Source organism: Streptomyces sp. NPDC000229 (assembly GCF_040300825.1).
GTDB lineage: Bacteria > Actinomycetota > Actinomycetes > Streptomycetales > Streptomycetaceae > Streptomyces.
The window spans coordinates 68,464-90,038 of record NZ_JBEPEL010000003.1 but is presented as its reverse complement, the minus strand read 5'-3'; the positions used below and the strand labels follow the sequence as shown (position 1 = coordinate 90,038).

Annotated in this window: 15 protein-coding genes; 10 read left to right on the top strand and 5 right to left on the bottom strand. The window is 71.7% G+C overall.

From position 1 onward, the window contains the following. Positions 1-44 precede the first annotated feature (44 nt). Both ABT360_RS03015 and ABT360_RS03010 read left to right on the top strand, forming a co-directional pair. Positions 45-920: an NAD-dependent epimerase/dehydratase family protein gene (locus ABT360_RS03015; protein WP_351809735.1), complete on the top strand. Its 876-nt coding sequence runs from the start codon at positions 45-47 to the stop codon at positions 918-920. After that, positions 917-1,792, top strand: a complete 876-nt coding sequence (locus ABT360_RS03010) for an aldo/keto reductase (protein WP_351809732.1) — start codon at positions 917-919, stop codon at positions 1,790-1,792. The genes ABT360_RS03015 and ABT360_RS03010 overlap by 4 nt, the downstream gene beginning before the upstream one ends. Positions 1,793-1,896: 104 nt before the next feature. On the opposite strand, the gene ABT360_RS03005 is transcribed toward ABT360_RS03010, so the two are convergent. Further along, positions 1,897-3,516, bottom strand: a complete 1,620-nt coding sequence (locus ABT360_RS03005; protein WP_351809729.1) for an MFS transporter — start codon at positions 3,514-3,516, stop codon at positions 1,897-1,899. 102 nt (positions 3,517-3,618) lie between these two features. Here ABT360_RS03005 and ABT360_RS03000 point away from each other — a divergent pair, with 102 nt between their 5' ends. Further along, positions 3,619-4,218 (top strand): TetR/AcrR family transcriptional regulator, encoded by a 600-nt coding sequence (locus tag ABT360_RS03000; protein WP_351809726.1) that lies wholly within the window; start codon positions 3,619-3,621, stop codon positions 4,216-4,218. Positions 4,219-4,220: 2 nt separating this feature from the next. On the opposite strand, the gene ABT360_RS02995 is transcribed toward ABT360_RS03000, so the two are convergent. Then, on the bottom strand, positions 4,221-5,408 hold the full coding sequence (locus tag ABT360_RS02995) for a YncE family protein (RefSeq protein WP_351809723.1): 1,188 nt from the start codon (positions 5,406-5,408) through the stop codon (positions 4,221-4,223). Between the two features lie 161 nt (positions 5,409-5,569). Then, positions 5,570-6,913, bottom strand: coding sequence for a cation:dicarboxylate symporter family transporter (locus tag ABT360_RS02990; protein ID WP_351809720.1), 1,344 nt, complete (start codon positions 6,911-6,913; stop codon positions 5,570-5,572). A gap of 124 nt (positions 6,914-7,037) precedes the next feature. On the opposite strand from ABT360_RS02990, the gene ABT360_RS02985 reads away from it, so the two are divergent. The 3 genes from ABT360_RS02985 to ABT360_RS02975 all read left to right on the top strand — a co-directional run bounded on the left by ABT360_RS02985 (position 7,038) and on the right by ABT360_RS02975 (position 10,191). Beyond that, positions 7,038-8,693, top strand: coding sequence for a sensor histidine kinase (locus ABT360_RS02985; protein WP_351809717.1), 1,656 nt, complete (start codon positions 7,038-7,040; stop codon positions 8,691-8,693). Then, positions 8,690-9,394 carry a response regulator gene (locus ABT360_RS02980; RefSeq protein ID WP_351809714.1) on the top strand — a complete coding sequence of 235 codons (705 nt, stop codon included), beginning with the start codon at positions 8,690-8,692 and terminating at the stop codon, positions 9,392-9,394. Before ABT360_RS02985 ends, ABT360_RS02980 begins: the two co-directional genes overlap by 4 nt. A gap of 110 nt (positions 9,395-9,504) precedes the next feature. Continuing rightward, positions 9,505-10,191: a helix-turn-helix domain-containing protein gene (locus ABT360_RS02975; protein ID WP_444852167.1), complete on the top strand. Its 687-nt coding sequence runs from the start codon at positions 9,505-9,507 to the stop codon at positions 10,189-10,191. Positions 10,192-10,194: 3 nt separating this feature from the next. Here ABT360_RS02975 and ABT360_RS02970 read toward each other — a convergent pair whose 3' ends face one another. Both ABT360_RS02970 and ABT360_RS02965 read right to left on the bottom strand, forming a co-directional pair. Beyond that, positions 10,195-11,154: a helix-turn-helix domain-containing protein gene (locus ABT360_RS02970; protein WP_351809711.1), complete on the bottom strand. Its 960-nt coding sequence runs from the start codon at positions 11,152-11,154 to the stop codon at positions 10,195-10,197. A 170-nt stretch (positions 11,155-11,324) separates the two neighbouring features. Continuing rightward, entirely contained in the window at positions 11,325-12,350 is a 1,026-nt protein-coding gene (locus ABT360_RS02965) for an ATP-dependent 6-phosphofructokinase (RefSeq protein ID WP_351809708.1), read from the bottom strand. A gap of 252 nt (positions 12,351-12,602) precedes the next feature. Between ABT360_RS02965 and pta the strand changes: the two genes are divergently transcribed. The 4 genes from pta (at position 12,603) to ABT360_RS02945 (ending at position 21,573) form a co-directional block, all read left to right on the top strand. Further along, positions 12,603-14,675, top strand: a complete 2,073-nt coding sequence (gene pta, locus ABT360_RS02960; protein ID WP_351809705.1) for a phosphate acetyltransferase — start codon at positions 12,603-12,605, stop codon at positions 14,673-14,675. A 2-nt stretch (positions 14,676-14,677) separates the two neighbouring features. Next, a complete protein-coding gene (locus ABT360_RS02955; protein WP_351809703.1) occupies positions 14,678-15,916 on the top strand; it encodes an acetate kinase in 1,239 nt (412 codons plus the stop codon). Positions 15,917-16,003: 87 nt separating this feature from the next. Next, a complete protein-coding gene (gene pyk / locus ABT360_RS02950; protein WP_351809700.1) occupies positions 16,004-17,434 on the top strand; it encodes a pyruvate kinase in 1,431 nt (476 codons plus the stop codon). Between the two features lie 365 nt (positions 17,435-17,799). Continuing rightward, positions 17,800-21,573, top strand: a complete 3,774-nt coding sequence (locus ABT360_RS02945; protein ID WP_351809697.1) for a hypothetical protein — start codon at positions 17,800-17,802, stop codon at positions 21,571-21,573. Positions 21,574-21,575 lie beyond the last annotated feature (2 nt).

The window sequence follows — 21,575 nt, the reverse complement described above, 5'->3', positions numbered from 1 at the left end:
GTTCCCCCTTCAGGCTGCGGCCCGTCACCGTAACACTGGTGCCCATGCCTGATATCTGCGTGATCGGCGGGAGCCGGTATTTCGGAAAGCGCCTCATAGAGCGGCTGTTGAATGCGGGACACCGTGTCACCGTCGTCAATCGCGGATCGTCCGCGCCGCCCGCCGGAGCCTTTCACCTCATCGCCGACCGCGACGACGAAAGGGCCCTGGAAAAGGCGCTGGGTTCCCGCACTTTCGACGTCGTCGTCGACCAGGTCTGCTACACCCCGCGCCAGGCCGGCATCGCCCGGCGCGTTCTCGGGCCCCGCACCCGGCGCTATGTGATGACGTCGACGGTCGAGGTGTACGAGTACGAGGACTCCGCCTCCCCCGTGCGGGAGGAAGCCGTCGACCCGCGCACGGTGGCCGTGGATCCGGCCGCGGACCTGCCCTACGGGGAGGGCAAGCGGCAGGCCGAAGCCGTCTTCGCCGGGGACCCGTCCCTCGCGTTCACGGCCGTGCGCGTCGCCCATGTGCTGGGCGGCGCCGACGACTTCACCGGACGCCTCGCGCATTACGCGGACCGGATACGGGAGGGGCGGCCCATCGCCGTACCCGCCGTGAACCACCCCGCGACCTATGTGTACGTCGAGGAGATCGCCGACTTCCTGGCGTGGGCGGCCGAGCGGGAATTCACCGGGCCCGTGAACGCCGCGTCGCACGGCCCGCTCACGACCGCCGGCATCTGCGCGCCCATCGAGGCGCGGCTCGGCCGCCGGGCCGTGTTCCAGGAGGTGGAGGTGGGCGAGGTGTCTCCCTTCTCCTTCCGGCGCTCGTACGCCATGGACAACACGCGCGCCACGGCCCTCGGTTACACCTTCCGGCACAGTTCCGACTGGCTGGAACGGGCCGTCGACGAGACGCTCGGAGGGCGGGCGTGAGGTACGTCGGGGACGTCGAGGTCGGCGCCGTCGGGCTCGGTGCCATGCCCCTGTCCATCGAGGGCCGCCCCGACGAGGCCCGCGCCCTGGCGACCGTCCACGCCGCGCTGGACGCGGGCGTCACGCTGATCGACACGGCCGACTCGTACCACGCGCCCGTCGGCGGCGCGCCCGGTGACGGTGAGGTCCTGGTGGCCCGCGCCCTCGCGGCGTACGGCGGCGCCCGCGACCGGGTGCTCGTCGCCACCAAGGGCGGCCGGGGCCGCACCCCCGACGGTGGCTGGACCGTCGACGGCGACCCCGCCCGCCTGCGGCGTGCCGCCAAGGCGTCGGCGAAGCGGCTGGGGGTCGAGGCGATCGGGCTGTACCAGCTGCACAAGCCGGACCCGGCCGTGCCGTACGCCGAGTCGCTGGGCGCGCTCCGCGAGCTGCTGGACGCGGGCACCGTCCGGCTGGCCGGCGTCTCGAACGTGGACGTGGCGCAGATCCGCCTCGCCCGTGAGGTCCTGGGCGACCGGCTGGTCTCCGTGCAGAACCGGTACTCCCCCGCCGTCCGGGACAGCGAGCCCGAGTTGCGGCTCTGCGCCGAGCTGGGGTTGGCGTTCCTGCCGTGGAGCCCCCTCGGCGGGATCTCGCGCAGCTCGCTGGACGGCACGTCCGCCCAGGAGGCGGACCCCCGCTTCGGGGCGTTCCACCAGGTGGCCCGGGAGCGCGGGGTCAGTCCGCAGCGGGTGGCCCTCGCGTGGGCGCTGGCCCGCTCCCCGGTGGTCGTGCCCATCCCGGGCGCGAGCCGCCCGGAAACGGCCCGTGACTCGGCCGCGGCGGCGGAACTGGTGCTGGACGAGCGGGAGCTGGACGTGCTCGGTCCGTGACGTGCGGCCCCCCGGCAGCACGTCACGGACCCAGGGCCTCTCGTTCGGATCTTGCTGGGCTCGTGGCGCCTGATCCAAACGAAAGACCCTGGCCGTGCGGGGGATCAGACGAGTTCGGGCTCGCGGGCCTCGGTCTGGGCCTCGTCCGTACGGGCCTTCCGCCCCGGCAGCAGGACGGCCACCAGGACGGTGCCGACGGCCAGGATCGCCGCGCCGACGAGGCTGGTGTGGGCGACCGCGTCGGAGAAGGCCGAGCCCACCGCGTCGGTCATCCGGCGGGCGCCCTCGGCGAGCTGGGCGGCCTGCGCGGGTGCGGCGTGGGCGGCCTGCTCGCCGATGCCGTGCGCGACGGCGTACCCGGCGCCCACCGAGTCCTGCGCGGTGGCGAGGGCCTCGGCCGGCAGGCCGCTGCCCTCGGTGGCGTCGGCGAGGTGCGAGGAGTACGAGGAGGCCAGCACCGAGCCGAGCAGCGCGATGCCGAGCGAGCCGCCCAGCTCCAGGGAGGTGTCGTTGACGGCGCCGCCGACGCCCAGTTCCGACTCGGGGAACGCGCCCATGATGGCGTCGGTGCACGGGGACAGCGCGAGGCCGATGGCGACACCGAGGATGACGAGAGGGGCGACGAAGTCCCCGTACGCGGACGCCGCGTCGACCCGGGTCAGCAGGGCGAGGGCGAGCGTACCGAGGGCCATGCCGGCCGTGACCGTGGTCCGCATGCCCAGGCGCGGGGTGAGGAACCCGGTCAGCGCCGAGCCGGCGAACACCGCGCCGGCCAGCGGCAGCATCCGTACACCCGTGTCGAACGGGTCGTACCCGAGCACGAACTGCAGGTGCTGGGTGAGGTAGTAGAAGGCGCCGAACACCGCGAGGAAGAAGAGCGCGACGGCCAGGTTGGAGCCGGCGAAGCCGCGGTTCAGGAAGCGGCGGACGTCCAGGACGGGGCGGGGGTGGCGCAGCTCCCAGGCGACGAAGGCGACCAGTCCGGCGCCCGCGACGACCGCCGCCCCGACGGCCTTGGCGTCCCAGCCGAAGTGCGGGCCCTGGATGATCATGTAGACGAGCGCGCCGGTCCAGACGACGGAGAGCAGCCCGCCGACGTAGTCGATGCGCCCGTGCCGGGCCGCCTTCGACGGCGGCACGAGGGCGAACGCGCCGACGATCGCGAGCGCGGCGACCGGGACGTTTATCAGGAACGTGGACGCCCAGCCGTGGTTCTCCAGGAGCGCGCCCGCGACCAGCGGTCCGGCGGCGATGGCGAGACCGGCGGTGGCCGTCCACAGGACGATGGCCTTGGCACGCTCGGCGCGCGGGAAGGTGGCGGCGAGCAGGGAGAGGGTGGCGGGCATGATCATCGCCGCGCCGACGCCCATCACGGCCCGCGCGGCTATGACTCCGGTGGAGGAGTCGACGAGCGATCCGGCGACCGAGCCCGCGCCGAAGACGACGAGGCCCAGGACGAGCGCGCCGCGCCGGCTGTACTTGTCGCCGATCGCGCCGAGCAGCAGCATCAGCGCCGCGTACGGGACGGTGTAGCCGTCGATGACCCACTGGAGGTCGGAGCTGGTCAGCCCGAGGTCCTGGGTCATGTCGGGCGCGGCGACGGTGAGGGCGGTGTTCGCCATCACGATGATCAGCAGGCTCAGGCACAGCACGAGCAGGGCCCACCAGCGCTTGGCGTACGGCCGCTCCATCCTTTCCACCGGCTCGTTCATGACGAGGCGCATGGCTCGTTCCACCCTTCCGACGACACTCTCTTGCACAGTCGTGTGCAATTACACACTGCTGTGCAAGTTACGCCACTGCACAGGTATGTGCAAAATGAGGGCGTGACTTCTGGACGAGCCGATGCCAACCGGCGCCGCATCGAGCAGGTGGCCCTCACCGAGCTGCTGCGCGACCCGGACGCCTCCATGGACCAGATCGCCCGCGCGGCCGGTGTCGTACGCCGGACCGTGTACGGGCACTTCCCCAGCCGCGAGGCGCTGATCGCCGCGCTCGTGGACAGCGCCGTCGAGTCGGTGGCCCGGGCGCACGCGAGCGGCCGCGAAGGCGTGGACGATCCGGCCGAGGCCTTGGCCAGGGCCACGCTCGCGGTGTGGGAGATCGCCGACCGCTACCGGCTGCTGGTGGCCCTCGCCCAGCGCAGCGTCACGATGGAGGGCATCCGGGAGCGGCTCACCCCGGTGCGCGAGGCGTGCACGGCGGTGCTCCAACGGGGCCTGGAAGACGGCGTGTTCGCCGCCCCGCTGCCCGCCGCCGCCCTCGCTTACGTGCACGAGCAGGTGCTGTTCGGGCTGATGGAGGCCGTCAACGCGGGCGCGCTGGCGGCGGACCGGGCCGGGCGGTCCGCCGCGGTGACGATGCTGATCTCCGCCGGGGTCCCGGCCGGGCGGGCGGAGGAACTGGTGGAGTCGCTGGAGCCGTAGGCTCAGCGGTCCAGTCCGGACAGCGCTGCCTCCGCCACCTTCCCGGCCCGCTCGCGCTGGGGGAAGTCGCCGACCTTCACCCGGGCGACCTCCTTGGCGGTGCGGTAGTCGACGACCGACACCTCGTCGCGGTGGGAGAGCGTGACGAAGCAGTGGTGGCCGCCGGGGGCGGTCAGGGACCAGTAGGGCAGGGCGCCGGGCTCGTAGTGGACGAAGCCGTCGGTGGTCAGGCCGGGGCGGGAGACGATCGCCGTGTAGTCGTCGATGGTGCCGGCCATGCAGAGCTTGTCGCCCGCGCCGTTCATGGCCATGCCGTGGTGGGCGGAGTTCTGCGGGTAGTCGTCGGGCTTCAGGGCCGCGCCCGCCGCGCTGAAGGGCATCTCGACCGTCCGTACCGTGCGCCCGGCGACCAGGTCGTACTCGATGAAGCCGTTGAGGTAGGAGAGCTGGGCGTACATCGTCTTCTCGTCCGGCGTGACGACGGCCGGACGGACACCCTTGTCGAAGGTGTACTTCCGCAGCACTTTGAGCGTCTTGGCGTCGGCGACGGTGACCTGCTTGGTGCCCTTGAGCGCGTTGAGGGCCTTGGGGAAGGAGGTGATGCCGATGGACATGTTGTAGATGCGATTGCCGTCCGCCGAGTACATGTTCTCGTGCGGGTACGTGCCGGTCGGGAACTCCCCGGTGATGCGGCCGGTCGCGGTGTCCAGGGCCTGGGACTTGGCGGCCGTGATGGCGGAGACGACGAAGGTGGTGCCGTCCGGGGAGAGGGCGGCGTGGTCGGCCTTGAGGCCGTCGAGGTGGGTGCGCCACACCTGGCGGCCGGAGCCGATGTCGTAGGCGGCGGCGTCGCCGAGGTTGCCGCGTGAGACGTACAGGGTGCGGCCGTCGGGCGAGAGGTGGGCGTCGTCGACGAACTTGTCGCCGCCCGCCTGCTGTTTGACGACCTCGTAGGCGGCGCGGCGGATCGGGTCCATGCCGGCGAGGATCTCGTCGAGGTCGGGGACGACGTCCAGGGAGCCGAGGTTCTCGTAGGTACGGGAATCGAGGAAGCTGACCGTGCCGTCGGCGCTGTTGCCCACGACGACGACGTCGCGCAGGGCGGTCCGGGGCTCCTCTGCGGCGGAGGCGGTGACCGAGCCGAGGGCCAGGGTGAGGGTGAGGGCGAGCAGTGCGGGAAGACGTGCCATGGGGGTCCCTTCATGCACATGCCAGAACTGGGCCCCTACGATGACACGCTCCCGTTACCCGGGGTAAGGCCGGGGAACGCGCAACCGCGCGGGAGAGGGCTCCCGCGCGGCTCCCCGTTCCCGGTTCCCGGTTCTCCGTTCGTACGTCAGGTCTTCGTACGTCAGACCTTCGCGGGCTCACGCGCCTCGGGCACGTCCTCGGGGTCGGACGCCGGGGCGTGGTCGTCGACCAGGGTCTTCTCGTCGAACGGCACCCGTCCGGCGAGGACTTCGGCGACCCGCGCCTTGTCGATCTCCTTGGTCCAGGTACCGACCAGGACGGTGGCGACCGCGTTGCCGGCGAAGTTCGTCAGTGCGCGGGCCTCGCTCATGAAGCGGTCGATGCCGACGATCAGGCCGACGCCGTCGACCAGTTCGGGGCGGTGCGACTGGAGGCCGCCGGCCAGCGTGGCCAGGCCCGCGCCGGTGACGCCCGCCGCGCCCTTCGAGGCGATGATCATGAAGACGAGGAGCGAGATCTGCTCGGCGAGCGAGAGCGGGTTGCCCATCGCCTCGGCGACGAACAGCGAGGCCATCGTCAGGTAGATGGCGGTGCCGTCCAGATTGAAGGAGTACCCGGTCGGGACGGTGATGCCGACGACGGGCTTGCTGACGCCCAGGTGCTCCATCTTCGCGATCAGGCGCGGCAGCGCCGACTCGGACGAGGAGGTGGACAGGATCAGCAGGAACTCCCGGCCCAGGTACTTCAGCAGCGTCAGGATGTTGACGCCCGCCACCAGCCGCAGCAGGGCACCCAGGACGACGAAGACGAAGAGGGCGCAGGTGATGTAGAAGCCGATCATGATGACGGCGAGGGACTTCAGCGCGTCCAGGCCCGTCTCGCCGACCACGGCGGCGATGGCGCCGAACGCGCCCACCGGGGCGGCCCACATGATCATCGCGAGGATGCGGAAGACCAGGCGCTGGATGTGCCCGATGCCGCGCAGCACCGGCTCGCCGGACTTGCCCAAAGCCTGGAGGGCGAAGCCCGCGAGGAGCGCCACCAGCAGCGTCTGGAGGACCTCGCCCTCGGTGAAGGCGGAGACCAGCGTCTTGGGGATGATCCCGAGGAGGAAGTCGACGGTGCCCTCGCTCGCCCCCGACGCCTGCTTCTCGCCCGCTGCGGCGACCTCGTCCGTCAGGCGCAGGCTCGCCCCCGGCTCCAGCAGGTTGCCGACGAGCAGGCCGATGGCGAGGGCGACGGTCGACATGACCATGAAGTAGCCGAGGGCCAGTCCGCCGACCGCGCCGACCTTCGCGGCCTTGCGGACCGAGCCGACGCCCAGCACGATCGTGCAGAAGATGATCGGCGAGATCATCATCTTGATCAGGTTCACGAAGCCGGCGCCCAGCGGCTTCAGCTCGACGGCCACGCCCGGGGCGGCGAAGCCCACGGCGATGCCGAGCACGACCGCGGCGATGACGGCCAGATACAGATAGTGGGTACGGTCCCGTCGTGCGGCCACGGGGTCCTCCTCGGTGAGTCGCTCCACTGTCCCTGTGGATCCCCGAGACCATCTCTCACCTGGTGACGGCGGTCACCGTTGCGTACCTTTCGTTCACACGTTTTCGGACAGGCAGACTTGGCCCATGCGCATCTCGCACACCCGCCCCCGCAGCCTCGCCGGCCAGCTCTTCGCGATGCAGGTCGTACTGGTGGCCGCCATCGTGGCGGGGTGCGCGCTCTTCGCGTACGCCGACGACCGCGGCCAGGCCGAGGAGACCGCGCGCCGGCAGACGACGGCGACCGCGACGGCGGTCGCCCGCTCCCCCGCCGTCGTCGCGGCGGCCCGCTCGGCCGACCCGACCGCCGCCCTCCAGCCGTACGCCGTCTCGCTGGTCGGCGAACCGGGCGTGACCTTTGTGACGATCATGGCGCCGGACGGGACGCGCTGGACGCATCCCGAGCCGGAGCGGATCGGGCAGAAGTACCTGGGACACATCGAGGAGGCGCGGCAGGGCCGGACGTTCTCCGAGACCTACCGCGGAACGCTGGGGCGCTCGGTGCGGACGGTCGCGCCGGTGTTCGACCGTGGAGAAGTGGTCGCCCTGGTGAGTGCGGGCATCACCGTCGACCGGATCAGTGAGCAGCTGCGGGGCCAGGTCACCGCGCTGCTCGGGATGGCGGGCGCGGCGCTGGTGCTCGGCGGCGCCGGTACGTACGTGATCAACGCGCGGCTGCGGCGGCACACGCACGGGATGAACGCCGCGGAGCTGAGCCGGATGCACGACTACCACGAGGCCGCGTTGCACGCGGTGCGCGAGGGCCTGCTGATGCTGGACGGGCAGCGGCGTATCGCGCTGATCAACGACGGGGCGCGGGAGTTGCTGGGGCTGGACCGGGACGTGGTGGGGACGCCGGTGGCGGAGCTCGGCCTGCCGGTCTCACTCACGGGCGCGTTGCTCTCCCCCGAGCCGCGGGTGGACGAGCTGCACCTGACGGCCGAGCGCGTGCTGGTGGTGTCCACCCGGCCGGTGGTGGGCGGGGAGCGGCGCGGGACGATGGTGACGCTGCGGGACCACACGGAGTTGCAGGCGCTGTCGGGCGAGCTGGACTCGGAGCGCGGGTTCACGCAGGCGCTGCGCTCCCAGGCGCACGAGGCGGCGAACCGGCTGCACACCGTGGTGTCGCTGATCGAGCTGGGGCGCGTGGAGGAGGCGGTGGAGTTCGCCACGGCGGAGCTGGAGCTGGCGCAGGCGCTGACGGACCGGGTGGTCGACGCGGTCGCCGAGCCGGTGCTGGCGGCCCTGCTGCTGGGCAAGGCGGCCCAGGCGAACGAGCGGGGCGTGGAGCTGGTGCTGACGGAGGACAGCCGGATCGACGACGGTGTCCTGCCGCCGACGCTGCCGGCGCGTGACCTGGTGACGATCCTGGGCAACCTGATCGACAACGCCCTGGAGGCCGCCCAGGGCACGCGGGTCTCACGCGTCACGGTGACCGCGCGGGCGGACGAGGGCGCCGGCGAGCTGCTGCTGCGGGTCGCCGACTCCGGCCCGGGCGTGGGCCCCCACGACCACGACGCCGTCTTCGAACGCGGCTGGTCCACCCGCGGCCCCGGGCGGGGTCTGGGGCTCGCCCTCGTCCGCCAGGCCGCCCAGCGCGCCCGCGGCACCATCGAGCTGGGTCACGGTCCTGACGCGGGCGCGGAGTTCACGGTCCGGCTGCCCCTGGGCCCCGCCGGGCCGGCGGCGGACACACCGGCCCCGGTGAACGGGGCGGACAGCGGTGTGGGGGTGCCGTCATGACGGGGGCGGCCGGTCCGTCCATCAGAGTGCTGGTGGTCGAGGACGACCCCGTCGCGGCGGACGCGCACGCCCTGTACGCGGGGCGCGTCGCGGGGTTCACCGTCGTCGGGGTGGCCCACTCGCGCGCCGCGGCCGTGCGGCTGCTGGAGCGGACGGCCGTGGACCTGATCCTCCTGGACCTGTACCTGCCGGACGGGCACGGCCTGCACCTGCTGCGGTCACTGCGTGCCGCCGGTCACCATGCCGACGTCATCGCCGTGACCTCCGCCCGCGACCTGGCGATCGTCCGCGAGGGCGTCTCCCTGGGCGTCGTCCAGTACGTACTGAAGCCCTTCACCTTCGCGACCCTGCGCGACCGCCTCACCCGGTACGCGGAGTTCCGCGCGGCCGCCGGGGAGGCGTCCGGCCAGGAGGAGGTGGACCGGGCGCTCGCCGCGCTGCGTACGCCGCAGCCCGCCGCCCTCCCCAAGGGCCTCAGCGCGCCGACGCTGGCCGCCGTCACCCGTACCCTCCGCGCGTCGGACACCGGGCTGACGGCCACCGAGGCAGGAGCGGCCGTCGGTATCTCGCGGATCACCGCCCGCCGCTACCTGGAGCACCTGGTGACCTCCGGGCGGGCGGAGCGCAGCCCGCAGTACGGCCAGGTCGGCCGCCCGGAGCTGCAGTACCGCTGGGTGTCCTCCCCCGCCGGGGCGGGGTAAATTACCGACAGGTAGGGAAGTAGTGGGCGCATCTGGACGTTCCTACGACATTTGGCCTTGGGTGAACCCACGGTAGCCAAAAGTGACCCTCCGCTTCTACGGTGTGCGGCGTGCACCCCTCTCCCCCGTCTCCACCGTTCAACGCCCTCGCCGCGCGCCGACTGCGTGAGGCGCTGGGCATGGCTCCCGCGCACGTCGCCTACGGCCTGCGCGCCCAGTACGGCCTCGGCGTCCCGCCCGAAACGGTCATCGCCTGGGAACGCGGCGTCGCCGCACCCGACGCGCGTGAGCTCACCGCTCTGGCCGGTGTTCTGTGGTGCTCACCCGGCGAGCTGCTGGCCGCCGCCACGACCCTGCGCGAGCACCGCATGGCGCGGGCCATCGCACCCGAGGACCTCGCCCGCCGGGTGGGCCTCGACGTCAAGACGTACCTCCGCATGGAGGAGTCCGGCCGCTGGCGCGGCAACGAGCGGCAGACCGCCGCTCTCGCGGACGCGCTGTCCCTCGGGCCGCGTGAGCTGATCTCGGCCACGGGCCGCGACGAGGAGCTGGCGGACCTGCTGCGCAGCGCGGCGACGACGCGCTGGCAGGCGTACGTCAAACCGGCGGCGAAACTGCTGGCGATGGACCGCCGCCACCTGGAGGACGTGCTCCAGCAGCTGTACGCCGACTACCAGTCGCGGATGGTGGCCACCAACAGCTGGGGCTCCGACGTGACCGGCGACAGCGGCGGCGAGGCGGGCCGGCAGTACCTGGCGCGGATCGTGGAACACTTCTGGGAGCTGGCCCGGATCTGACCCCTACCCCGGACGCCGGTCGAAGCTGAACAGCTGACCCGCACCGCCGTCGTCGCACGCCCGCTGGACGACGTCCGTCCACGGCTCGCGCGAGGCGTCCCGCACCTCCAGGCACAGGCCCGAGTGCGCCGACCGGACGCGGTAGCCCTTGGCGGAGCCGTCGACGGGCTCGATACGGAAGGCCTCGCGCGGGCCCCGCTTGCCGCACTCCTGGTCCACCAGGGGCGCCCCGTCCTGCTCGACGGCCTCCACCGGGATGCCGGAGCAGCCGGGCCCGTGGTCGGGGTGGTCCGAGCGGAGCCGCCACAGCCCGCCGTCCAGCGGTACGAGCGAGTAGCGCGGCACGACCGCCCCGGCGCACGGCACCTGGTACACCTGGCCGCTCCGCTGCCCCCGCCGCTCGTTCAGGCACAGGCCCGAGTGCACGGCACGTATGTCGACGGGCCCCTCTTCCGGTAATCGGTGGCCGGCGTCGTCGCCCCGGACGAACACCACGACCGTGAAGGCGGTGACCACGAGCGCGGCACCGGCCAGCACCGGCACGACCATCCGCCGCCACCACGAGGCCCCGCCACCGGCCTCGTCGCCGGGCCCCTCGTGGGGCGCCGCGCCGGGGTCGTCGTGGTGCCCGGCGCCCGGCCAGGAGACGGCCGGGCCCTCCGTACCGCCGTAGGGCCCCCGCAACGCGAGCTCCTTCCGCACGGCCAGCCAGCTCTCCAGCGCCTCGGGCCCGGCGCCGCACGCGCGGACGAACGTCCCGAGGAGTTCCTCGCGCGGCACCGCGGTGCGGGCGAGCATGTTCGCGACCGCGGAGGGGGGCAGGGCGTCGCCGACCGCCTCCGCGCGGGCCGAGAGTTCGCGGTGGGTGAGGCCCGACCAGTCCTTGAGGGCCCGGAGCTGTGCGACGAACCCGGCGGGGTCGCGCGCCTCGCGGGGATCGGGGGCCTGCTCCCCGTCGGCCATGCGCCCTCCCTCCCTCCACCCCGTCACCGGGACGGAGTTGGGACATGTCCCGGACAAGCGCAAGCCTTGCCGAATCCGCGGCCCGACTCAAGAGCGGAAGGACGAACGGCCTCGATCGCCGACGGGGGAGGCGATCAAGGCCGCTCGGAACGGAGCGAGGGGTGACGGCGTCAGAAGACGGACTCCGCTTCGTACATCCGGTCCGCCGGCACCGTCTTCAGCCGCGTGACCGCCTCCGCGAGCGGCACCGTCACCACGTCCGTCCCGCGCAGCGCCGTCATGTTGCCGAACTCCTTGCGGTGCGCGGCCTCCACCGCGTGCCAGCCGAAACGGGTCGCGAGGACACGGTCGTACGCGGTCGGCACGCCGCCCCGCTGGACATGGCCCAGGATGACCGGGCGGGCCTCCTTTCCGAGGCGCCTCTCCAGCTCGGCGGCGAGCCGGTTGCCGATGCCCTGGAAGCGCTCGTGGCCGAACTGGTCGATGGCGCCCTTGGCGTACTCCATCGAGCCCTCCGCCGGGTGGGCGCCCTCCGCGACACAGATGACCGCGAACTTCTTGCCGCGCGCGAACCGTTCCTCGACCATCTTCACCAGGTCGTCGACCTCGAAGGGCCGTTCGGGCAGGCAGATGCCGTGCGCGCCGCCCGCCATGCCGGACTCCAGGGCGATCCAGCCGGCGTGCCGGCCCATCACCTCGACGACCATCACCCGCTGGTGGGACTCGGCGGTGGTCTTCAGACGGTCTATGGCCTCCGTCGCCACCATCACGGCCGTGTCGAAGCCGAAGGTGCGGTCGGTGGAGGAGATGTCGTTGTCGATGGTCTTCGGTACGCCGACCACGGGCATTCCGGCGTCCGACAGCATCCGGGCGGCGGTCAGCGTGCCCTCGCCGCCGATGGGGATGAGGACGTCGATCCCGTACCGCTTCTGCAACTCCTCGCAGTTCTCGGCGGCTTCCTGGAGCCGCGCGCGCTCCAGGCGGGCGGAGCCGAGGATGGTGCCGCCGCGGGCGAGGATGCCGCTGACCGCGTTGAGGTCGAGCGGCCGGTAATGGCCGTCGAGCAGCCCTTTGAACCCGTCCTCGAAGCCGATCACCTCGTCGCCGTGGCCGGTCATGGCACGGTGCACGACCGACCGGATCACTGCGTTCAGGCCGGGGCAGTCGCCGCCTGCGGTGAGAACTCCGATGCGCATCGTGCCGTGTCTCCTGCTCAGTAGTGGTACGGGTGAGCCTTCCCGAATTGTCCCACGTCGGGCGTCCCGCTCGCGCTCACGCCGCCCGCGCCGGAGGCGCTTCCGCACCGGGTTCCCCCGTCTTCGCAGGCCAGACACCTGGCGGGCGCCCTACCCAGCCACAGAGGTATTGTCAAGAGGGTATCGCCACCCTCACGGGGTTTTTTGTTCACACGTTCTTTCGAACGCCAGACATGCGACAGGAGAGCTTGCGTGGCGCGCAGCGTGTACGTGACCGGGATCGACCGCAAGGACGGCCGGCAGGTCGTGGAGCTGGGAGTCATGGAGCTCCTGACCCGCCAGGTGGACCGGGTGGGGGTGTTCCGGCCACTGGTCCACGACGGTCCCGACCGCCTCTTCGACCTGCTGCGGGTGCGCTACCGGCTGTCGCAGGACCCCGCCACCGTCTACGGCATGGGCTACCAGGAGGCGTCCGCCCTCCAGGCCGAGAAGGGCACCGACGAGCTGGTCGCCCAGCTGGTCGAGCGCTTCCACCGGGTGGCGCGGGACTACGAGGTCGTCCTGGTGCTCGGCACGGACTTCCACGCCACGCAACTGCCCGAGGAACTGGCGCTGAACGCACGGCTCGCCAATGAGTTCGGCGCCTCGGTGATAGCCGTGGTCGGCGGCAAGGGCCAGGACGCCGACGCCGTGCGCGCCGAGACGCGCAACGCGTTCCGGGCGTACGAGAGCCTCGGCTGCGACATCCTCGCCATGGTCGCCAACCGGGTGGCACCCGAGGACCGCGACGCCATCGCCGAGCGCCTCGCCGCCCGGCTGCCCGTCCCCTGTTACGTGCTGCCCGACGAGCCCGCGCTGTCCGCGCCCACGGTCGCGCAGATCCGCCAGGCGCTGGGCGCCGAGGTGGTGCTGGGCGACGACTCGGGGCTGGCGCGCGACGCCCTGGACTTCGTTTTCGGCGGCGCCATGCTGCCGAACTTCCTCAACGCCCTGACCCCCGGCTGTCTGGTCGTCACCCCCGGCGACCGCGCCGACCTGGTGGTGGGCGCGCTGGCCGCGCACTCGGCCGGGACGCCGCCGATCGCGGGCGTACTGCTGACCCTGAACGAGCGGCCGAGCAGGGAGATCCTCACCCTCGCCGGGCGGCTCGCGCCCGGCACCCCGGTGATCTCGGTGAGCGGCAACAGCTTCCCCACGGCCGCCGAGCTGTTCTCGCTGGAGGGCAAGCTGAACGCGGCGACGCCCCGCAAGGCCGAGACCGCGCTCGGGCTGTTCGAGCGGCACGTGGACACCGGCGACCTGCTGAAGCGGATCTCGGTGGCGCGCACCGGCCGGGTCACGCCGATGATGTTCGAGCACGACCTGCTGGAGCAGGCGCGGGCGGACCGGCGCCGGGTGGTGCTGCCGGAGGGCGCGGAGGAGCGTGTGCTGCGCGCCGCCGACGTCCTCGTACGCCGCGACGTGTGCGAACTGACGCTGCTGGGCGACGTCGAGGTGATCCGCAAGAAGGCCGCGGACCTCGGCATCGACCTGAAGGACACGCAGCTGATCGACCCGTCGGCCAGCGAGCTGCGCCAGCGCTTCGCCGAGCGGTACGCGGAGCTGCGCGCCCACAAGGGCGTCAGCGTGGAGCTGGCGTACGACGTGGTGTCGGACGTCAACTACTTCGGCACGCTGATGGTGCAGGAGGGCCTGGCCGACGGCATGGTGTCGGGCTCGGTGCACTCCACGGCGGCCACCATCCGCCCCGCCTTCGAGATCATCAAGACGAAGCCGGACGCGTCGATCGTCTCCTCCGTCTTCTTCATGTGCCTGGCCGACAGGGTGCTGGTGTACGGCGACTGCGCGGTCAACCCGGACCCGGACGCCGAGCAGCTCGCGGACATCGCGGTCCAGTCGGCGGCCACGGCCGCCCGGTTCGGCGTGGAGCCGCGGATCGCGATGCTGTCGTACTCGACCGGCACCTCGGGCTCCGGCGCGGACGTCGACAAGGTGCGCGAGGCGACCAAGCTGGTGCGCGAGGCGCACCCGGAGCTGAAGATCGAGGGCCCGATCCAGTACGACGCGGCCGTCGAGCCGTCCGTGGCGGCGACCAAGCTGCCGGGCTCGGAGGTGGCGGGCCAGGCGACGGTGCTGATCTTCCCGGACCTGAACACCGGCAACAACACCTACAAGGCCGTGCAGCGCTCGGCGGGTGCCGTGGCCGTGGGCCCGGTGCTCCAGGGCCTGCGCAAGCCGGTCAACGACCTGTCGCGCGGCGCGCTCGTCAGCGACATCGTGAACACGGTCGCGATCACCGCGATCCAGTCCCAGCCCACCGCCTGAGCATGACGACAGAAAGCACCGCACCAGTGACCGACTCCACCCGTGTCCTCGTCCTCAACTCCGGCTCGTCGTCGGTGAAGTACCAGCTGCTCGACATGCGCGACGGCGCCCGCCTGGCGGTCGGCCTCGTCGAGCGGATCGGCGAGGAGACCTCCCGCCTGGTCCACACGCCCGTCGCCGGTGGCGAGCGGCGCGAGCGCACGGCCCCGATCGCCGATCACGAGGCGGCGCTGAAGGCCCTCGCCGAGGAACTGTCGGCGGACGGGCTCGGCCTGGACTCCCCGGAGCTGGCGGCGATCGGACACCGGGTGGTGCACGGCGGCCTGAAGTTCTCGGCGCCGACCGTCATCACGGACGAGGTCCTCGCCGAGATCGAGCGGCTGGTCCCGGTCGCGCCCCTGCACAACCCGGCGAACATCACGGGCATCCGTACCGCCCGGGCGCTGCGCCCCGATCTTCCCCAGGTGGCGGTGTTCGACACGGCGTTCCACACGACGATGCCGGAGTACGCGGCGCGGTACGCGATCGACACCGAGACCGCCGACGCGCACCGGATCCGGCGGTACGGCTTCCACGGCACGTCGCACGCGTACGTCTCCCGCCGGGTCGCGGGGCTGCTGGGCAAGGACCCGGCCGAGGTGAACGTGATCGTGCTGCACCTGGGCAACGGCGCCTCGGCGTCGGCGGTGTCGGGCGGCCGCTGCGTGGACACCTCGATGGGACTGACCCCCTTGGAGGGGCTCGTCATGGGTACCCGCTCGGGCGACGTCGATCCGGCAGTCGTTTTCCACCTGAAGCGGGTGGCCGGAATGTCGGTCGATGAGATCGATGTCCTGCTGAACAAGAAGAGCGGATTGGTGGGGCTTTGCGGCGACAATGACATGCGGGAGATCCGTCGGCGGATCGATGAGGGCGACGAGCGGGCGCGGCTCGCGTTCGACATTTACATCCACCGGCTGAAGAAGTACATCGGCGCCTATTACGCCGTACTCGGCCGGGTGGACGCGGTGGTGTTCACGGCGGGTGTCGGCGAGAACGCGGCTCCGGTGCGGGAAGCTGCCGTCGCGGGCCTGGAGGAGCTGGGCCTGGCGGTGGACGCGGGCCTCAACGAGGTGCGCTCGGCGGAGCCGCGGCTGATCTCGCCCGAGTACGCGCGGGTGGCGGTCGCCGTGGTGCCGACGGACGAGGAGCTGGAAATCGCGCAGCAAACCTACTCACTGGTCACTTCACCGGCCCATTGAGCCCCACGATTGAGCGCCGGTCCGCCCATTTGTACATTCCACCAGACGGAATATTCCGCAGTGAAACAAACCGATAGGATCCGCCTTATGCGCCGTTCCAAAATCGTCTGCACACTGGGCCCCGCCGTCGACTCGTATGAGCAGCTGAAGGCTCTCATCGAGGCCGGTATGAACGTGGCCCGTTTCAACATGAGCCACGGATCCCACGCTGAGCACGAGGAGCGGTACCACCGTCTCCGTCAGGCCGCCGAGGACACCGGCCGCGCGGTGGGCGTCCTCGCCGACCTCCAGGGCCCCAAGATCCGTCTGGAAACGTTCGCCGAGGGGCCGGTCGAGCTGGTCCGCGGGGACGAGTTCACCATCACCACCGAGGACGTGCCGGGCGACAAGTCCATCTGCGGCACCACGTACAAGGGTCTGCCCGGGGACGTCTCCAAGGGCGACCAGATCCTGATCAACGACGGCAACGTCGAACTGCGCGTCATCGAGGTCGACGGCCAGCGCGTCAAGTCGATCGTCGTCGAGGGCGGGGTCATCTCCGACCACAAGGGCATCAACCTTCCGGGTGCCGCCGTGAACGTGCCGGCCCTGTCCGAGAAGGACGTCGAGGACCTGCGGTTCGCGCTGCGGATGGGCTGCGACCTGGTCGCCCTGTCCTTCGTGCGGGACGCCGACGACGTCAAGGACGTCCACAAGGTGATGGACGAGGTCGGCCGCCGGGTGCCGGTCATCGCCAAGGTGGAGAAGCCGCAGGCCGTCGAGAACATGCAGGACGTCGTCATGGCGTTCGACGGTGTGATGGTGGCCCGCGGCGACCTGGCCGTCGAGTACCCGCTGGAGCGGGTGCCGATGGTGCAGAAGCGCCTCATCGAGCTGTGCCGCCGCAACGCCAAGCCGGTGATCGTGGCGACCCAGATGATGGAGTCGATGATCACCAACTCGCGCCCGACGCGCGCCGAGGCGTCCGACGTCGCCAACGCGATCCTGGACGGCGCCGACGCGGTCATGCTCTCCGCCGAGTCCTCGGTCGGCGCCTACCCGATCGAGACCGTCAAGACGATGTCGAAGATCGTCGTCGCGGCGGAGGAGGAGCTCCTCTCCAAGGGCCTCCAGCCCCTGGTCCCCGGCAAGAAGCCCCGCACCCAGGGCGGCTCGGTCGCCCGCGCCGCCGCCGAGATCGCGGACTTCCTGGACGGCAAGGCCCTGATCGCCTTCACCAAGTCCGGTGACACGGCCCGCCGCCTCTCCCGCTACCGCGCTCAGCAGCCGATCCTCGCCTTCACGACGGAGGTCTCCACCCGCAACCAGCTCGCCCTGAGCTGGGGCGTCGAGTCCTTCGTGGTCCCCCACGTCGACAACACCGACGCCATGGTCGACCTCGTGGACGCCGAACTGCTGAAGCTCCAGCGCTACAACGCCGGCGACACCATGATCATCACCGCCGGCTCCCCTCCGGGCGTCCCCGGCACCACCAACATGGTCCGGGTGCACCACCTGGGCGGCCAGTCCGCCTCCTGACGCGTCTCCCCCACGTGGGCCGCATCTTCCGTACGCGGAAGGTGCGGCCCATCCGCATACTGGCGGGTAATCGCCCTTCCCCCCGCAGCGACCGGCATGCGATGATCGCCCGGCCTTCGGGGGGAAGGCGGGGGAACCGTGCGTGTGGAGAGCGCACGCATTTTCCAGGGCCGTCGCACTGACCAGCGACCCCTTCCAGTCGACCACCACGCATCCATGCGGCATGCCCCAACGCCACTGACTTGGGGCTCCTTTGCGTACTTCCTCCTGGGCTGACCCATTTGTCGAGCAGACAGGCTGAGAAGTTGCGAACAGCGCCCCTGTCCGGACGCCGGCGTGGCAGACGCGCCGGACCGGCGAAGAGGATGACGTCAGGCATCGTCCTGGCGACGACCGCCGCCCTCCTGGGCGGCCTGGTGACGGCCGCCCCGGCGGTGGCCGATGAGCCGGGTGACAATCCGGCCAACCCCTACGAGCGCACCTTGCGCATCAGTCTGGGCGCCATGGCCCGCAACGACCGATGCCAGGTCGCGCGCGCCGTCCACTACGGCGGCCCGGAGATGAAGACCCACGCGCGCGACAAACTCGCGGGGACGGACGCCGACCTGCGCCAGGTCGTCGCCGACTGGAGCTTCGGGACGCTCGGCCAGGCGCAGGACCGGGACAAGGCGTCGGGTGACGCGTACGCGGACGTGTACAAGGCCCGTCAGCTCAAACTGGACGAGACCAACAAGCCGTACGCGGCCACCAATTGGTTCGGTGGCCGGGACTACCACGCGCCCGAGTTCGGCCGCGACATCCTGACGTTCACACTGCGTGACCAGCGGGACCTCTACTACAAGACGTGGGGCGACCCCACGCCACGGCCGGGCAAGCCCTCCCTGGACAAGGCGCGGCAGATCTTCGACGCCCTCTCGACACCCGAGGACTCCTGGGCGACCGCGTACAAGCCCTTCGCGGGCGACGAGTTGTTCGGGAAGCCGAACGAGACACCCGGCTCGGCCAACGACATCGCCACCTTCCTGCGTTTCGGCGGCTTCCCGACGAAGGCGCCGGAGCCGGACTCCGCCGAGTTCCGCTCCGAGGTGGAGACGCTGAAACTCGCCTGGGCCGGCTGCGACAGCGCCAATCCCATCGACCACTATCGGGCCCTGTCCGGCGTGGTCCTCCAGGCCTATACGGAATGGGAGGCGGAGTACACGTCCCAGGCGGCACACCGCAAGGAGATCGTCACCGCCGAGATGGCGACGGCGAAGGAACTGCGCACCGCAACGGACGCCATGATCGAGGGCATCCGGCAGGCCTGGCAGGCCGACCAGATCCTCTTCTGGCAGAAGCACTGGGCGGCCAACAAGGATGCCCTCGACTACCCGAAGCCGGCCGCCTTCGCCAAGGCCACCGCCGACCTGAACGCGGCCCGAGCAGCGGCTGCCGCCCAGGTGACCGTGGCCAACGCGGCGGTGACCAGGAGCAAGACCGCCGCCGACAAGGCAGCCGCACAGCAGACCGCCGCATGGGCGATCGCCGACAAGGCCCAACTGCCCCGTGGCCGCGGCCTGATGTACGCGCAGCAGTCCGTGCAGGTGGCGAAGGCCTCGTACGCGGCCACACAGGCCGCTGCCAAGACGGCGCTCACCGCGTCCAACGCGGCCAAGGCGACCGTCGCGGACAGCAGCGCTCTCTACGCCCTGAGCAAGACGCAGGCGCACGCCCTGAACACCGAGTTCCGCAAGGCCGCCGCGCTGGAGGCCGCCGCCCAGGCGAAGGCGGCGGCCGATGCCGCGGACAAGCAGGCAAAGGAGGCAGCCGCCAACGCGGTGATCGCCAAGAAGGCGCGCGCCACGGCCGAGGCAGCGGAGAAGACGGCCCAGGCCGGCGCCGCCGAGGCGAAGAAGCAGCGCGCCATCGCGGAGGCCGAGAAGGCCAACGCCGAGCGTGAGCGCGACAACGCCGCCGCCGAGCGGGCAAAGGCCGCCGCGGCCGAGCAACGGGCGCAGACGGAGCGCGACGCGGCCGGACGTGCCCGCACCGGCGCGGAGACGGCCGCCGCCACGGCTTCCGGCAAGCTCGACGAGGCAGAGGCAGCCGAGCGGCGCGCCTACGAGGCACGAGACGCGGCGATACGCGCCGAGCGCAACCGCGACGCCACCGCGTCACGTGCCGCCGCGCTGGAGGCAGCGGCTGCGGCGGCCGAGGGCACGGCCGCCGCGGGCGAGACACGGGCCGCCGCGACGGAGGCCCGTTCCCAGGCCAACGCCGCGGCAGGTGCGGCGGGCCGCGCACGTACCGCCGCGAACGAGGCGTCCTCGGCCGCGGTGAACTCACGCGCCGCCGCGACGCGTTCCGAAGGTGCCGCCGCGCGCTCACGGGCGGCGGCGGACGCCGCCTGGGCCGCGTACACGACCACGAGTGCGGCGGCGGCGACCGCCCACGCCGCGGCGGCCGAGGCGATCGATGCGGCGGCCGCCGCCAAGAAGAACGCCGACAACGCCGAAGCGGAGGCCAAGAAGGCCCAGGCAGCGGCCGAGAAGGCCCGGCAGGAAGCCACCGCGGCGAAGGCCGAGGCGGCGCAGACGGCCGCGTGGGCAGTCAAGACCGCGGGCTTCGCCTATGCGACCGGCCAGGCCGCCCAGGCGGCCCGGGACGCGGCGAACGCCGTGACCAAGGCGGCCGACGAGGCCATCTCCATCGGGTCGCCCTACCGCGAAACCGATACCTCGGCCGCGTTCGCGGTCCTGGTGGGCCAGACCGCCAAGCCGTTGGCCGAGCAGCAGGCCGCCGCAGCCAAGGCCAAGGCCGACGAGGCCGCCAAGGCGGCCGCCACGGCCAAGGCGCTGGCGGACAAGGCCGCGGGCGACGCGAAGATCGCCGCCCAGGCCGCCGCCGCTGCCGCAGCCGACGCGGTCAGGGCGCTCCAGTCGGTAGCCGCGGCCCGGGCGTCGGCCGCTCAGGCGGCGACCGACGCGGCTGCCGCCAAGAAGGCCGACGCCAACGCGCAGAAGTACGACGCCCAGGCCGGCGCCGACGCCGTCCATGCCTCGATGGCCGCCAACGACGCCGAGTCGGCGGCCGTACAGGCCGACCGGGAGGCGACCGACGCCGAGCGCGACGCGGCCAGTGCCCGCTCGGCCGCCACCGCCGCCGAGAAGGACGCCGGCGCCGCCGGTCAGGCCGCCACACAGGCGGAGAAGGACGCCACCTCCGCCGAGACGGCCGCCAAGAACGCCGACGGCGCCGCGAAGGACGCCGACGCCGCGGCGGACCGCAGCGAGCGGGAAGCCCTTGAGGAAGCCGAACGCGAGCGGGCGGCCGAGGCCGAGACCGGTGTCCCCGACTCGGGCCCCGGCCTGTCGCAGGACGACGAAGCGCTGTTGCTGGCCGAGTGCGGGCAGCAGTGCCTCGACGAGTACCGGGCCGCGAAGGCGATGGCCTCGATGGACGTCATCGACTGGGTGAAGGAGAACGGCGCCGGCATCCTCCTCGAGGTCATCGGTGTCGACAACCTCAAGAAGTGCTTCGGTTCGGGTGATGTCGAGAGCTGCCTGTGGTCCTTCGTCGACGTGGCCAGCATCGGGCTGGTGATCGGTAAGGCGCCGGCGGTGGCCAAGGCCATCTACCGGGTCGCCACCGGCATCACCAAATTCCTGGACGACGTGGCGCAGGCGAAGCACACGCTGGACCGCCTTCGCAAGGTGCTGGACACTTTGCGCAAGGGTTCCCAGCCGCTCAAGTGCCTGGTAAGCATCGCCGATGACCTGGCCGGAGCCGTCGCCGCCGCTCCTCGGAAGTCCGGTCCGGCGCCTGCTGCCGCCCAGGCGGCCGCCGCCTCCAAGGTGTGCGTCTCGTCGGCCATCAACAAGGACAAGTTCTTGGTGAAGGCGGCGCAGAAGGCGGGCAAGAACCAAGCGGCCCAAACCGACCTCGACAATATGTTCCGGCAGCTGATGAACGGAAACATGAATCCCGGGAAGGGCAACAAGGCCCTTGAGGGAACCAAGGGCATACGCTATGCCCGCGGCCAGAACGCAGGACGTCTGTTCTTCCGGAACGTCGACGGAGGCGTCGAGATCGTCGCCAAGGCTGACAAGAGCAACGAGCAGCAAGTCATCGACAGGTTGAAGAAGCTCTATGGACTCTAGCC

What these genes read in the sequence shown, in the direction of transcription:
- ABT360_RS03015 (WP_351809735.1), top strand. Translation starts at nt 45, where the DNA reads ATGCCTGATATCTGCGTGATCGGCGGGAGCCGGTATTTCGGAAAGCGC.
- ABT360_RS03005 (WP_351809729.1), bottom strand. Translation starts at nt 3,516, where the DNA reads ATGCGCCTCGTCATGAACGAGCCGGTGGAAAGGATGGAGCGGCCGTAC.
- ABT360_RS02995 (WP_351809723.1), bottom strand. Translation starts at nt 5,408, where the DNA reads ATGGCACGTCTTCCCGCACTGCTCGCCCTCACCCTCACCCTGGCCCTC.
- ABT360_RS02985 (WP_351809717.1), top strand. Translation starts at nt 7,038, where the DNA reads ATGCGCATCTCGCACACCCGCCCCCGCAGCCTCGCCGGCCAGCTCTTC.
- ABT360_RS02980 (WP_351809714.1), top strand. Translation starts at nt 8,690, where the DNA reads ATGACGGGGGCGGCCGGTCCGTCCATCAGAGTGCTGGTGGTCGAGGAC.
- ABT360_RS02970 (WP_351809711.1), bottom strand. Translation starts at nt 11,154, where the DNA reads ATGGCCGACGGGGAGCAGGCCCCCGATCCCCGCGAGGCGCGCGACCCC.
- ABT360_RS02965 (WP_351809708.1), bottom strand. Translation starts at nt 12,350, where the DNA reads ATGCGCATCGGAGTTCTCACCGCAGGCGGCGACTGCCCCGGCCTGAAC.
- ABT360_RS02955 (WP_351809703.1), top strand. Translation starts at nt 14,678, where the DNA reads ATGACGACAGAAAGCACCGCACCAGTGACCGACTCCACCCGTGTCCTC.
- pyk (WP_351809700.1), top strand. Translation starts at nt 16,004, where the DNA reads ATGCGCCGTTCCAAAATCGTCTGCACACTGGGCCCCGCCGTCGACTCG.
- ABT360_RS02945 (WP_351809697.1), top strand. Translation starts at nt 17,800, where the DNA reads ATGACGTCAGGCATCGTCCTGGCGACGACCGCCGCCCTCCTGGGCGGC.